The sequence below is a fragment of the Deinococcus psychrotolerans genome (genome assembly GCF_003860465.1).
Taxonomy (GTDB): domain Bacteria; phylum Deinococcota; class Deinococci; order Deinococcales; family Deinococcaceae; genus Deinococcus; species Deinococcus psychrotolerans.
This window is the reverse complement of the sequence record NZ_CP034187.1, coordinates 34,483-48,624: the sequence shown is the minus strand read 5'-3', so window position 1 is coordinate 48,624 and position 14,142 is coordinate 34,483. Positions and strand designations below refer to the sequence as shown.

The 14,142-nt window shown below is 60.0% G+C and carries 11 protein-coding genes; 5 read left to right on the top strand and 6 right to left on the bottom strand.

The window, feature by feature from the left end:
- Nucleotides 1–10: 10 nt before the first annotated feature.
- Entirely contained in the window at nt 11–1,768 is a 1,758-nt protein-coding gene (locus tag EHF33_RS19915) for an ATP-binding protein (RefSeq protein WP_124875542.1), read from the bottom strand.
- 123 nt (nt 1,769–1,891) lie between these two features.
- Between EHF33_RS19915 and EHF33_RS19910 the strand changes: the two genes are divergently transcribed.
- The gene (locus EHF33_RS19910) at nt 1,892–2,182 is read left to right on the top strand and encodes a hypothetical protein (RefSeq protein ID WP_124875540.1); all 291 of its coding nucleotides are present in this window, start codon (nt 1,892–1,894) and stop codon (nt 2,180–2,182) included.
- A 485-nt stretch (nt 2,183–2,667) separates the two neighbouring features.
- On the opposite strand, the gene EHF33_RS19905 is transcribed toward EHF33_RS19910, so the two are convergent.
- The 5 genes from EHF33_RS19905 to EHF33_RS19885 all read right to left on the bottom strand — a co-directional run bounded on the left by EHF33_RS19905 (nt 2,668) and on the right by EHF33_RS19885 (nt 10,602).
- Complete coding sequence (locus tag EHF33_RS19905; protein ID WP_124875538.1) at nt 2,668–2,934, bottom strand: HNH endonuclease; 267 nt, start codon at nt 2,932–2,934, stop codon at nt 2,668–2,670.
- A 253-nt stretch (nt 2,935–3,187) separates the two neighbouring features.
- Nucleotides 3,188–5,248, bottom strand: a complete 2,061-nt coding sequence (locus EHF33_RS19900) for a DEAD/DEAH box helicase (protein ID WP_164473645.1) — start codon at nt 5,246–5,248, stop codon at nt 3,188–3,190.
- Between the two features lie 77 nt (nt 5,249–5,325).
- Nucleotides 5,326–6,612 carry a BREX system ATP-binding domain-containing protein gene (locus EHF33_RS19895; protein WP_124875534.1) on the bottom strand — a complete coding sequence of 429 codons (1,287 nt, stop codon included), beginning with the start codon at nt 6,610–6,612 and terminating at the stop codon, nt 5,326–5,328.
- A 13-nt stretch (nt 6,613–6,625) separates the two neighbouring features.
- Nucleotides 6,626–7,981, bottom strand: coding sequence for a coiled-coil domain-containing protein (locus EHF33_RS19890; protein WP_124875532.1), 1,356 nt, complete (start codon nt 7,979–7,981; stop codon nt 6,626–6,628).
- Nucleotides 7,982–8,046: 65 nt separating this feature from the next.
- Nucleotides 8,047–10,602: a coiled-coil domain-containing protein gene (locus EHF33_RS19885; protein WP_124875530.1), complete on the bottom strand. Its 2,556-nt coding sequence runs from the start codon at nt 10,600–10,602 to the stop codon at nt 8,047–8,049.
- Between the two features lie 264 nt (nt 10,603–10,866).
- On the opposite strand from EHF33_RS19885, the gene EHF33_RS21265 reads away from it, so the two are divergent.
- From EHF33_RS21265 to EHF33_RS19870, 4 genes are all read left to right on the top strand, one after another.
- The gene (locus EHF33_RS21265; RefSeq protein WP_164473644.1) at nt 10,867–11,031 is read left to right on the top strand and encodes a hypothetical protein; all 165 of its coding nucleotides are present in this window, start codon (nt 10,867–10,869) and stop codon (nt 11,029–11,031) included.
- 411 nt (nt 11,032–11,442) lie between these two features.
- On the top strand, nt 11,443–11,829 hold the full coding sequence (locus tag EHF33_RS19880) for a hypothetical protein (RefSeq protein ID WP_124875528.1): 387 nt from the start codon (nt 11,443–11,445) through the stop codon (nt 11,827–11,829).
- A 182-nt stretch (nt 11,830–12,011) separates the two neighbouring features.
- Entirely contained in the window at nt 12,012–12,692 is a 681-nt protein-coding gene (locus EHF33_RS19875; RefSeq protein ID WP_124875526.1) for a MerR family transcriptional regulator, read from the top strand.
- 172 nt (nt 12,693–12,864) lie between these two features.
- A complete protein-coding gene (locus EHF33_RS19870; RefSeq protein ID WP_124875524.1) occupies nt 12,865–14,127 on the top strand; it encodes a vWA domain-containing protein in 1,263 nt (420 codons plus the stop codon).
- The last annotated feature ends 15 nt before the right edge of the window (nt 14,128–14,142 follow it).

Here is a 14,142-nt window from a genome sequence, read left to right as displayed (position 1 = left end):
AAACGCGAAATCAGAAAGGTCTTGCCGGCGCTTCTGGGGTAAAACCTGCCTTGGGGGGTGCGCCGCTGAGCGTCACAGCTTCGTCAAAGCGGCCGACCTGTTCGTAACCGATCCTGGCCTCACCGTGCTTGAGGCAGTACTCGCGCGTCGAGCTGGATCCGGCTGTTCCGTCCAGGCTGATCTTCCAGACCTGACCGTCCGGGTTGAGGTCAGAAAACGCGCCACTGAGCACTGGGGCGGAGGCGCGCTCGACCAGGCGCTTGAGGATCCCCGGCACCAGGGCGTACGTGACGCCCCCACTACCGTCCGGCGCAGGCACCGGCTTGATGCCTTCAATGAAATCCTCGTAAGCGTAATTCTGGTGGAAGGTCGTGAACACCGCCCGCCCCTCCGCCTGCAACTGGGTCAGGCGGTCTTGGAGTTCTTGCCGGGTACGCTCACCGCTGAGAAAATCCGGATCCAGCCGCTCCAGGGCCAAGCGCGCGACCGAGTACGTCTTCCCGGTTCCCGGCGGGCCATACAGGATCACATTCAGAGGATGTAATGGCTGAGGTTGTACTGTCAGAGGCACAACCGGCTGCACTTCAATAGCATCGTCATTTTCCATGTCCCTCACCACTTCGTCAATTGCTGCGGCAAGGCCGTCGAGGTACCCGATCACCGCTGCCATGGTGTCCGGATATTCGGCTGAGATTAGCGCTTCAGCGGGCACCCTCACCAGTACCTCGAGCTTGCGAGGCTTCCCAACACTGACGGCATACGTGTGCAGTGCCTTTTCAAGTTCTGGATCGGCACGGCCCGTAAGCGTAAAATCTGGGCCAGACCACACCTCTTTGACGATGGTCAGTTGGGGCGACGTCGGTAGATCGTACACAGCCCTCAATGCGCTTAAAACCCGTTCCATTGCAGCTGGTTTTTGCAGAGCCAAGCGCACCGTATCCCGTCCCATGGAATCCACACCGTGGGCCAACCCGAACAATGCCATGAGTGTGTTTGCCTGCGTTTCGCTGTCGCTTTCGACTGAGATGACAAGGTTTCCAAAGTACAGTCCCTTGCCGCCCGACCGTGACCGGTCTTGGAAGGCGACCCTCACCGCAAAGATCTTCCCGCCTGTATACCGGGTATCCTCTCTGACCACTAAAGCTTTGGGTTGGCTCTGCCGCACCGTGGCTTTGAGGAGAGAGCCGAAGCGGTTGTGCAGCTTCGCCTGAGTCTGCTGCATGAACGGTTTGGCCGCTTGCACGTCACCGAGGTCGGTGAGCCGGCTGAACTCGGCGCGGGATGAGGCAGTCGTCTCTTGCAGTTCCTGAAGAGGAAAGCGGTCAGGGGGAAGAACAGGGCCCCCACTCACCCAGGCAGCATGCGACAGCGCCGTGAATGACGGAGCAAAAGTGCGTGCCCGCTCGATGGTTGCCTGGTAGGTCTCGAGGGAAACGATCTCGGCAGCGTCCGGGAAGCCCAGTTCGCTGAGGTAAGCGACGTTCTTGCTATTTAGAGCAAGGTAAAGGTCAGCATTTATCCAGAACAGCCCCATGGTGAGTTTTGAGAGACCGACGTTTCCGATCTCCAGTGCCCTGTTGAACGTATCAGGCTGTAGCGTCCCTGCCACCGCTTCATGCGTCAGACGCCAGAGAATTGGAATGTCATCTGGCTGACGGGTACTCCGGTACGGGAACAGAAGTGGGCTGCGGGGATCGCTTGTGGGGAGACCCGTAAAATCAGACGGCGTTTGCGCGACCAGACTGAGCTTTTCACGGATGTTCTTCAAGATTTGAACGAGTCTTTCTGTGTTTTTGTGTTTGCAGATCAGAGACAGTGCACTGAGTGGGTCAATCTCGCTCAGTAGTGCGCCCCCATCGTCCGGCACGTTTACCCCTGCGTCTTGGAGAAGTTGGACGATCTCTGGCTGCCTGTCCTCGAAATCGAGGAGGCGTACAGAAAGTTCGTGCAGGAACGGTTGCCAATTCGGAGTAATTTCCTCTCCCATCACTGGTACCCGGCCTTTGCGCTGCCCCGACCGCTGACGCTGGAAGAAGGGTTGAGTGTCCGCCGCCTTCCCCATCCGATCACGGTGGCACCTACCGTCGGGGCCACAATGACCATGACAGCAGGTGAAGATCTGCCGCACGACACAGCCTCATTCAAGAGGGAGTTGCCCGAGGGCACATTCATCGCCAATTGACCTTGCGTGATCAAGCACCTTCGGAGCGATTTGTGCCTTGGTGCGACAGCCCGCATAAATGACGGCGACACTCTCCTATCAGAACAGTAAAGGTTCCACTGCTGCGCTGTGCCTTGACCATCGCGCTGACGACAATTAGCAAAACCCCTTGAAACGAATCCTTGGCTTGTCATGACAACATTAGACCTGAAAGGCAAGTCATCTGGTGACGTGATGGAAGTCTGTAGACGAGTTAGTATGCTCAACGTGCAGATCGAACTTTTCTCAAGCGTTATGGACGTCGACGGCTTCGATCTAGATAACGCGCTCCTGTCGGCGGAAGCTGTTGACCTTGTCTACCGCCTGGTTCAACAGCGACTCCAGGTCTAGAGATGAGTTCTCGTGATGAAGCATGATGGACCAACGCTGAAGATTTTCGCCGCGCTGCCGGATCACCATGGTGCCGGCAGCCGCGCACCCGAAGTGCAAGTTGACGGCCCGCCATTTCAGATCGTTTGAATCTGGCACGTTCCCGGAGAAAGCACGGAGAAGCACCGGCTTGGGGCCAGCTCCAGCCCCTGGGGCCCTGTCATTACTACCGTTTCTTTGGTCCGGTTGCAGTCGCCGCACAGTAATTGCAGGTTCTCGATATCGTGCATGCCGCCGAGGTAGAACGGCTGGATGTGATCGATCTGAAGACCGCTATCTTCCCGTTGACAGCACAGACATCGGGGGTCTCGATGGCGGACGGCCGCCCTAATCTCGCTCCGCACTTCCGGTGAGAGGAGAAGCTCCCCTGAGCGCCCGAGTTCCGGGGAGACCGGTTCGCCTAGGCATATTCCGTTCTCAAGACCTGGTTGATCTGTACCAGTCCCAGGCACTGGTCGAAGCCAGCTTTCCGGCCAGCGCGTCCACGTCACAGGTTCCGCACTTTGAAGACCGTCAGAGTCAGCCAGACGCCGTTCAACACAGCGTGCCTCAGTACCGCCAGCAGATCCTGATTCAGCTGGGTCAGCACTTTAATGCTCACTGGAGGGGCAACACCGTGGATCGAGGCGGCAAGGTTTTCACAACTTCCAGCATTCCACTCCAGTCTGCCAGAGCATCCAAAGTGACCTGCCGCGCGAGGTCAGCTGGCAAGTGGGCCTGGTACTTGCTGAGGCGCGGAACCCGTAAACGCTGCAAGATGGCCTGTTGATCCTCAGACGCACTCCAGTTGCCATACAACAGGTCGAGGGCCCCCATCAGCGACGTTGGCTCATTGCCCCGGAGCGTCACAACGTACGCGTCACTTTGTACTGCGCCAAAAGGCTTCAGTGCGGCTTGCAACGTGGTGTTAATGCGAGTGCCAGCGTAGGTGTGCAGGGTCAAGGTGTTGCCCCGCCACTGGACAGGCAAAAGACTTCCTGCCAACCAAGTGTGCTGAGACTGCATCTCTTCCAGGAGCTGCCGCGCTGCAGCATCGAGGCCGTCTGGGTGAGGATGGCCGAGCAGCAGTTCTCGGTGCCGCCAGGCCAGGGCCCGTTCCATCTGGCGTGGGAGGCCTCCCGCCCACTTAGGCGGGCGACCTGACGTATCAGGCTGCACCAGCACGACAGCTGACCGGTCTTGCAGGGCCTGCACTTGCCAAGCCCGGGCGCCGAGCAGCAACACCGGACGCTGACCGGCCTCAAGCTCGGTTCTTAATTCCTCAACGAAGTTGAGCTCGATTTGCCCGACTTCAAAGCGGTCCGCGCGGTTGACCAGCGTATAGGAAGAAGGGCTCTCGAAGGTCGCAATCAGATCCGAGAGGTGCCGCCGGCCGAATACCGCCTCTCCACGGTCACCCAGAGCCAGCTGCCCACCCGCCTGAGCCAAGATATCGTTGGTGAGGAGATGAGCCAGAAGTCTTCGGTACTCGGCTTCTGGAATCTGCGAAAATGCTGGACTGGGGCTGAGCGCCTTCCAGAGGGTGACCGGTGTGTGGCCGCGGGCAGACAGAACTTCTGAGAGCATCTGCTGCAGCAGGATGTGATAGGCCCGCCGGCGGGGACGCACCGACTCCACCCAACCGTCCTGGGCCAAACTCAGCTGCGCGGCCACCGTTAGGAGTTCGCGGTCACTCTGGGGATACAGGGTTGTGTGCTGCGGCCACCCGGCGCGGCGGCCACTGCGACCCCAGCGCTGGAGCAGGCTCGACACGGAGCCGGGCGCGCCCCACTGCAGCACGTCGTCTAAGTCTCCAATGTCCACGCCCAGTTCCATGGCACTGGTGCAAGTCAAGCAGGCCCGGGGATAGCTGTTCCCGCTCATGGCGTCCTCCGCGTGCTGCCGGGCGTCCCGGCTGATGGCCGAGTGATAGGTTCCGATAAAATCGAGCTTTGCCGTCCGGTGTAATTGGTCGGCCAGCATCTCGGCATCGGCCCGGCTCTCGGTAAAGGCCAGGGTCTTGCCCGCCTGGGTGCGTCTGCGCAGGTCAGTCATCACCTCCGGTTGCCCGGGGCCGATCACCACTGCCTGCCGCTTGGGTGCACCTCCACCGGCCCGCACCACCTGGCCCGGCCGCCTACTGCTCCCACGCATCCAGCGTCCAATCTCCGCCGGGTTTGCCACCGTCGCACTCAGGCCGATACGTTGGATGTCCTCACTGCTGACCTGCGCCAGGCGTTCAATCAACGAGATCAACTGCGCCCCACGGTCATTGTCCGAGAAGCTGTGCACTTCATCAATGATTGTCAGTCTCAAGTGCGCGAATAGCGTGCGAACCGGCTGACCGTGGATGAACATCGCCTCCAAGCTCTCGGGGGTGGTGAGCAGCACTTCGGCCGGCTCGTCACGAAACGCCTGGCGCGCGGAAGCGTTCACACCGCCATGCCACTTGAATGCATGCATCCCAAGCAAACCGGCCAGGCGTTCGACCCGGGCTTCCTGGTTGTTCAGAAGGGCGATCAGAGGGCTGACGTAGAGTAGGCGCACGCCGGGCTTCCGCTCACGGTGCAGCAATTCCAGCGCTGGAAGAAAAGCCGCCTCGGTCTTGCCTCCCGCCGTCGGTGCCAGAATCACCGCGTTCGTCCCAGCCAAGACGACGGGAATACTGGCCTGCTGCACTGGCCGCAGGCCCTGCCATCGCAGAGTATCGACCAGTCCTCCCCGGAGCCGGGGACTCAGCTGTTCCAAAGCTGTCATCAGAACAGGTCTTCGTCGTCCACCAACACGGGGACTTCCGCTTCCTGAGGGGTAAGGATGGCTGGATCCAGGGCGTAACTGTACTCATGCAGCGGGCTAAAGTCCGGGTAGTCGCGGGTGCGGTCCAGGACGCTGATAAACTCGCGGATGGCCACGCGCGGCGAGCGGCTACCCAGTCGCTGGGTCCAGCCTTCAGCAAGTGAGGCAGCGAACCCTACTGGCAAGCGGGCTTCTTGTTCACAGGCCACCGACCACAGCTGCTCAAGCCGGGCCATCACGTTGGTCAGCTGCGCTTGACTGAAGACCGGGAGCGGCAATTGGGGTCCCCGCAGGTTCGGGTGCTGGGTCTGCTGGGTTGGGTCACCCAGCCGCTGATCTAAAGGGGGTAACTCGCTGATGCCGCGCCGGTCGTCGTAGACCTCAGGGGTTCCAGCCAACACCAGATATAGTCCAGGAATTCCCCGGCCCAGGGCGTCGAGGAGATCGCGCAAGTTGGCCCAGGCCCGCTGACGCAGGTCCCGCCTCAGGTGACGCATCTCGTCGAGCTCATCCAGGATGATCAAGAGGCCCGGGCGTTTGAGCTGACGCAGCATACGGGTCAGCTCGCGTAAATACGCCAGTGTATCGCTCGCCTGCACCTGCCCGCGGACGCCCAACAGCTGCCGGGTGGAGGCGTGGGGGTCGGCCATCAACCAGCCGAGCACGTCGCGCTTGAGGGCGTGATTGCCCTTCATATGCGCCTGATGGTACGTCTTGAGAGCAGCGCTGTACGAGGGGCGCTCGCGGGCCACCTCCCCCAGCAAGACCTCGATGCGCTGCCCAACCGCCTCGCGTACCGCCGTTTCCAGATGCTCGGGAATGCCCTGCACCTCCGTAACGTATTCCTCAGCGCTGCTGATCCAACGGTCCAAGATGGTGCCGAGGGCATTGCCCTCGGTGCCCCGGAGCTGCACTTGCTGCATGATGCCCTGATAGAGCCGCTCAAGCAGGTGAAGGGAAGCCTTATCCCGGTTCATCGAAACCTGACTGACTGCAAATCCCCGCTGCAATGCCTCCTCAGCCAAACGCGAAATCAGAAAGGTCTTGCCGCTGCCATACCCGCCGCGGATGCCTTTAAAAGGAGAGTGTCCCTCCGCACTGTGACGCAGACCTTCGAGCAGAATGTCAAGTTCGCGGTTCTGCCCAACGGCATAGTGGTGCAACCCGCGCGATGGCACCACGCCTTGTCTGAGAGCATTGATGATGTGGACGGCGTCGTGGCGGGGAACAGGCGGAGAAGGGGTCATAGAGGCACCTAGTTTATGGGGTGAGGCGAGGGAGACGGTTGTTTACGAAGTAATGTGGGCCATCCTCACGGTCAGCCCGGAGAATCACCGGCTCGTGGACGTGTAAGAAACCTTCTGCCGCTCGGTCGATCTGACGCATAAAGCTGCGCCGTGACTGACCTGCTGGAGTAAAACGGAGCAGGGCTTCACCCTGAACGTCCAAATGCTCAGCGATCAACCGCAAAGCGGCCAGAACCGCGGCAGGATGGTGGTCGGGTAAGACTTCACAAGGCACTGGGTAACCCCAGACCAATAGGTCTATAGAGACAGGAGCCACGGCAGGTTCTGATGGCAAGGACGCTTTTTGTATTGCTACCTGAGGGTCTACGCTTGCGAAGAGGCTGTCGGAAGGTACGCGTTTAGCCTGTAAGACAGCGACCTGCTCTCGGTACGCAGACTCGTGATGCACGAGGAACTTATGCTCGCCTTTAGGGATCGGCTTCCCTTGTACAGTCATGCGGGCAAGTCTTTTAATACGCCCTAATTCCATTGCATTCCTACTGCCAGAAGCATGAGGAGTGGGGTCCGTTGTCCACTCTCCCGTTTGCTGGTGTCGCTCCTGTCGGGCAGCATTTAGGTGCCCTTCTGCCACCAGCTCTACCTCGATGCGCGCCGCTTCTGTGGTTTTCAACTGTTCTTGGCGAAATTGTTGCGCCACTTCTACAAGTTGACTCTCTAGTTCAGCACACTCTTGGTCAAGCTTTCGCTGATGCTCGGCCGCTAGGTGTTGCCGAAGATCCCCAAGGGTACGCTCAGTCCAAGCCTGAAGGTCGGCTTGGTACCGCTCCAGATCCGCTTGCTCTTGCTGTTGCCAAACAATCCTCTGGGCCACCGCCTCCTGCTCCAGTGCGGCAGTTAAGCGCTGACGTTCCTCCGCCAGGACCTGCTGGCAGGCGACCTCATGGTCAGCGCGTATAAGGTCGAGCTGCTTTTTGTGCTGCTGTTGGCACTGTTTAAGTTCGTCTTGCAGCCGAGCTTGCTCGACTGTTGTCAACTCCACGTGTAGGTCTTGACGCTCGCGTTCAAGCGCCTGAGAGAGCTGCGCCAATACGGTCTGAATGTCCTCACTGTTCTCGGCCCGCAGCCGATCACTCAACAGTTGCAGCTCTCGCTGGAGGGTCAAGATCGCGTCGCGTTGGAGAACGTCAACTTGAGCTTGATGAGCCGCATTCAGCGCCTGCTCAAGACTTTGCGACTGACTCAGCTCGGCTGCCCAGCGCGCTTGGGCCCTCTCTAGTTGACGGTCTAACGTTTCTAGGGCATAGGCCAAGCCCTGGATTTCAAGGCTGTATTTAGCCATAATAAAGTGAAGGAAATCAGCTTCAGACATTGGCTTTAGTCCGACCGAGGCACCGCTTGTTTGGGAAGGGCTTGATACTCATCTATGCACCTGGATCATGGCAAGAGGCGAGGGAGACGGTCATTCAGGAAGTAATGCGGGCCATCCTCGCGGTCAGCCCGCAGGATCACCGGCTCATGGCCGTGCTGAAAGTGCTCTACCGCACGGTCGATCTGACGCAAGAAGCTGCGCCTTGACTGACCTGGAGGTGTGAAGCGCAGCAGGGCCTCGCCCTGAACATCTAAATGCGCAGCGATCAGATTCAAAGCAGCCAGGACAGCGGCGGGATCGTGTTGTTCAGGCAACGCTTCAAGAGGGACAGGATAGCCGTAGACCAGCGGGCCCGTCGAAAGAACAGCAGAAGCGCCAGGCGTTAAGGCTGTCTTTTCCTGCGTCTGAAGCTCGGCTTCGAGATTCTCGAGGGCCCCCCTTCGGTCTAGAACCAATTGTTCGGCCGAAGGTTGAATCTGGGTACTCATCTGCGTGCTTGCAAGAGCATTTTGCTGCAGCTGATATTGCTGGACGCGCTGCTTGCGCTGTTCCCTAAGGGCCTGGGTTTCTTGTTCGAAGCGCGTGCGGTTGAGCTCCAGCAATTCTTGTTCACGGTGTTGCCACCCTTCCGTCCACTCTTGTTGTGCCAGAACCAGCGCTTCCTCCGCTTTCTGCTGAAGAGATGCCATCTCGCTGGCTCTTTGCATCTCTGCAACCTGACGCTGCTCCTGAAGAGCCTCGGTCAGGCGGGCCTCTGCCTCAAGTCCAAACTGAACTCGCGCCGCTTCCGTAGCCACCAACTGCTCTTCCTTCGCGGCCTTCGCTACTTGTTCAAACTGGCTTTGCCGTTCAGCATGCTCCTGCTCGAGCTTTTTCTCATGCTCCTGGATTAGCTTCTGCCGCACCTCTCCTAGGGTACGTTCGCTCCACGCCTGAAGCTCGTCCTGGTACCGCGCCAAGTCCGCTTGCCCCTGCTGTTGCCAGGTCATCCGGTGTATCTCAGCCTCCTGTTCTAGGGACGTGAGGAGGCGTTCACCTTCCTGACGCAGCTTGAGTTCCTGAGCTGCCATACCTTCTCTTTCTTGCAGAGCACGCGCGGCCTCTTGAGTGAGCCTGAACTCAGCTTCGTCAGTGGCCAAGCGCTGTTCCCACTCTGTTTGCAACTTGAGTTGCTGGTCTTGCAGCAGGTTGTCCAACGCCACTACGAACTCTCGTTGCTTGGCCGCGATGGCTGCGTCGCCTTGCTCTTTTAGGGCAGTGAGCCGTTGCAGGTAGTGACCCTCCAGGTCCTCTCTCAACTGCTCCAGTTCGGTGCGCAACCGCAGCTCCAAGCCGGCCCGTCTCTTCTGCAGGTTCAGTGCGCTCTCGGCTTGCAGCTTTACCTGCTGGTCGTGAAGCTCCTGCTCCAGAGCAACAGTCAGGCGCTGACGCTCTTCGGCGAGAACACGCTTCCGGTTCATCTCTTGATCGGCTCGTAGACGCCCAATCAAATCGTTGTGCTGCTGTTCCAGCTGCGTATGCTCTTCTTGGACTCGAGCTTGCCGGGCTGCCCGCTGCTCCGCTTGCAAGTTCTGGCGCTCACGTTCAAGCGTCCGAGAGAGGTCTAGAGCTGTGCGTTGAGCCTCCGCTTTGCTCGCCGCCTTGAGTTGATCGCGTAGTACCCGAAGCTCGCGTTCCAATGTGAGCTTGGACTCGCGGTGGAGGAGCTGCACCTGAGCTTGATGCGCCGCTTTCAGGCGCTCCTGATCGAGACTTTGCGGTTGAGCCAGCCGTACCTGCCAGCGCGCCCGAGTGACCTCCAACGTCTCCCGGTTGAGGGTTTCCAAAGCCCGTGCCAGATCTCGGATTTCCTGACCGTACTCAGCCGCGAGAAAGCGCAAAAAATTCACTTCCGCTTCAGGCACTTCAGGCTGGATGTCCGACTTCTGGTGGGGTTCTTCGATCCTCAGTTCGTCAACTCCACGTGTTGATGGAGGATCTATGCGGAGTTCCAGAACGACTGGCCGATGGTGAGCTCCCGGCCTGCGGGAGGCCAGAGCTTGCTTAACCTCCTCGGACAGATCGGAAGCCAGGGTGGTCAGCGTGCTCGGCGACGCTGCTGGATGCCGGGCCACGGCCGCCCGGACGGCACTCGAGCCGCTCTTGACCAGCTGCGCCAGACTGTCTGGACTGGTCGTGAGATGCCGGGCGACTGCCAGATGAACTTCCAAGGACTCCTGGCTCCGCTGGGCAAGCATGGAAAGGAGCGCGACATTGAGCTGTGGGTGGGCACTGGCAGCAGCGCGTACCTGAGAATCCTCATCGTGCACCAGCTGCGTGAGCAGGTCAGATGGACAGGCCGGCTGGGCAGCCACTGCACACCGTACCGCAGAGCTTTCATCTTGAGCCAAGCGCATCAGAACCGGGGTTGGTGTGGCTCGATTGGCCGCCAGGGTAATCCGTTCTTCAGCAGAACAAGAGGCGATCAGCCGGGCAACCTCTTCATCACTTGACCCGATGGAAGACGCGTTTTTCCGAGACGCTTCCGTCACGCTGGTCAGAGCTGGCAGCGCAGCCAGACCACGTTCAGTCAGGCGCCGCGTCATATTGAGAAGGGTCTTGTACGGAGGATCTGCAGCCATGGAGTCAGTCCATAATAGCGAACCCCGACGTGACGAAGTGGAGTGAACCCGTAACTCAGGGGTTTATTCCACTCCGGGTGCCATGCGCCCAACTGTACCAAGGGTATCTCGTCCGCACGAGATCGGAAACACTGACCGAGCGTGACGTAGCCTTACGCTAACCGGTATTAGCGTAAGGCTATGGCCACAGGAAGGGACACCCTCAGTCTGGAGCGGTTCACAAAGCTGCAGCACCCGCCTATGGCCCTCTGCTCCCCTGCCTGCATGTTGGGGATTTCGCAGGACTGGGAAAGCGGCGTCGAGGACTTCGTCGAGGAAGCCAATCGGCGGCTGGCTGAGGTGTTGCCGCTCGACCGGGCCCCACGTCCCAAGGACGAGGTCAATGCCCGACTCCCTGAGGGGTTGCTGCCCGCGCCGCGAAGGTCGTGAGGCCCTGTATGGACGCCTGCATCTGTTGAGCCTGCTGGCGCTGCGCCGGTTGATGGCCGATGGGCTGAGTGGCAAGGTGCTTATATCAGCGCTGAATGAGCGCTCAGAAGAGGACTTAGCGCGGCTGGTCCAGAGCGGCAATGTCGGACTGGAGGGCATTCTCATTAGCCACGCACCGCCGGGCAATCCGGCCCTGGCTTACCTGTCCAATCTCTGTGAGCAAGTGTCTTCGCATCATCTCAGAGCATCTCCACCAGTCTTGCGCGCTTCGCCAGAACTCCCGAGGGAGGAGGCAGTAGGACGTCGGCGCAGCGCTTCCCAGTCGGTGGTGCGGGTTCAGGTGACGCGCGGCCTAGTGGTGGAACTCTCAGAAGCATTCCGCTGGCCAAGAAGTTCAGGTAGCCTGAGCTGATGGCGTCTTCCTTTGTCACCCAGTCCACCAACCTGCTCCGTTCCTTAGTGTTTTGGGCGGTCGTTGCGGCCTTGCTGATGGGGGCAATCCTGCTGTCCACCATCTACACCGGCAATTACTACCTGAACTACATCTCATTAAGGGTAGCTTTCAAGCAACACCCCGAATTCCGGCTGCTGATGCGCCTGGAAGATCTCTCCGCTTGGCTGGTTCCACCCGCCCTGCTCGCCTCCGTGCTGCTCTCGCTGATGCAACGCCGCTGGAGTGTTTGGCAAATCGTCCCCCTGGCTCTACTGGTACTGGTGTTGTTGATCAGTCATAGCGTGAGTGATGGGCCTGCGGAAGTGATTCAACTCCTCCACAACGCCTTGTGGAAGTTGCTCTAAGGTACAGAATTATCCTTGAATTCCACTGTTCTTCAATCGGGTCTTGTCACTGTGCCAGAGCGTGTCACGGTTAATCCCCGGCAGTGTGGCGTCAGGCCCTGTATTCGAGGTCACGTCAGCTGGGCCTGTAGCGAACGGAATCTTAGCGAGCAGGATGCCGAACGCTCTGCTACCCTGCCTGCATGTTGGGGATTTCACAGGATTGGGAAGGCGGCATCGAGGACTTCGTCGAGGAAGCCAATCAGCGGCTGGCTGAGGTGTTACCGCTCGACCGGGCTTCACGTCCCAAGGACGAGGTTAACGCCCGGCTGGTGCGGCATTACACCACCGAGGGGTTGCTGCCCGCGCCGCGCCGCGAGGGCCGCGAGGCCCGGTATGGACGCCTGCATCTGTTGAGTCTGCTGGCGCTGCGCCGGTTGATGGCTGATGGGCTGAGTGGCAAGGCGCTGATCTCAGCGTTGACTGAGCGCTCAGAAGAAGACCTGGCACGGCTGGCCAGGAACGGCAACGTCGGACTGGAGGGCATTCTCCTCAGCCACGCACCGCCTAGCAACCCGGCCCTGGCTTATCTGTCCAGCCTGCGGGAGCAAGTGTCGTCGCCCCGTCCCAGGGCACTTGCTCCGGTCGCCTACGCTTCGCCACAACCAGTGAGGGAGGAGACAGCAGGAGACCGTTCACGTCGGCGTAGCGCTTCCCAGTCGGTGGTTCGGGTGCAGGTGACACGTGGTCTGGTGGTGGAACTCTCAGAAGCGTTCCGCTGGCCGAAAAGTGAGCAGGCCCGTTTGGAACTGCTCGAAGCCCTGTGGGCGTCGTTGGTTGACGCACGGCAGGCCTCCTCCGCTGCGTCAGGGGATGACACCTGAACCGGAGAAGATGGATGAGTCAATGAATTCGTCCCCTACTTGAATTGTTGACAACTTTAAATGCAAGGGATTAGACTGGGGGCGTCGCTCCTCAAGTCCCCGACCCTTCTTCCCAGCCTGTTCGGCTGGCCCATTAACGCCGTGCTGAATTCAGCACGGCTGGAGGTTCTTTATGGCTCATACTCCTGTTGCTGGTCAGCCCCGCATTGAACTTCTTCCCCTCAAGACCGCACTCAGTGCGGGTAGTCCCAATGAACTCACGCTGCTGGCCCGCATTCATCCGGCTGCCGCGCCGCAGAGCAGTGGGCCAAGACCACCGCTGAATCTCTCGCTGGTGATCGACCGCAGCAGCAGTATGAGTGGCATGCCGCTGGAGATGGCCAAAGAAGCCACCCAGATTGCCATTCGCGCTTTGCAACCGCAAGACCGCGTCAGCGTGGTGACCTTTGACAATGAGGTTGAGGTCTTGATTCCCTCGCAACTGGTCACTGATCCTGAAGCGCTGTGCCAGCAGGTGGCGCAGGTGCGCTCCAGGGGGAGCACGGCCCTGCACGCCGGCTGGCTGGAAGGAGCCACCCTCACCGCCCAGCATCACCAGGTGCAGACGCTCAACCGGGTCCTACTGCTCAGTGACGGCCAGACCAACCACGGTGAGCAGCGGCCCAAGGTAATCGCCGAGCACGTCAAGGGACTGACCGCCCGTGGGGTCGGCACCAGCACCATCGGGCTGGGCCGCAGTTACGACGAGGACCTTCTGAAAGGGATGGCCGACGCGGGAGACGGCAACTACGAACATATCGAGAATGCCGAAGCGCTGCCCGCTTACTTCGAGGCGGAATTGCAGGGGCTGACCCGCACCACCGGCCATACCGTCAGCCTGGGCGTTGAACCCAATGCCGACTTGGGAAACGTGAGGGTGAAGGTCCTCAACGCCTTTCCAGTCAATTCTCTGGGCCGCTCGCAACTGCCCAACCTGATTTCAGGTCGCCCACTCGAAGTGATGCTGAGCCTGTCGCTGACCGACCTGCCCCTCTCTGCGGATCTGGGAATCACCCGGCTGAGACTGGCCTGGACGGACCGCAGCGGAGTACGTCATCATGTCCGCTCCCAGCTCAACTTGCCGGTGGTTTCGTCTGCCGCTCACGCCACTTTGCCGGAAGATGCACGGGTGCGCCTGGCGCTGGAGTTGCTTGAGGCCGCCCGGGTTCGTCAGGAAGCGGTGACTTACGCCGACGCGGGTCAGGTCAGCCGCTCCACAGAGGTGTTAATGGAGCACCGACGCAAGCTGGCCAGTCTGCCGCAGACGCCGGAACTGGCCGCTGAAATGCACGCACTCTCGGCGCTGAGCGTGGGGTTCATGAGCGATGCGGGTCTGGCCCGCAAACGGGCCACCAGCCAGAGCTACGACCGCCGCAACAGCAAACCTCAGCGCTAAAGCTGGAGAGCGTAG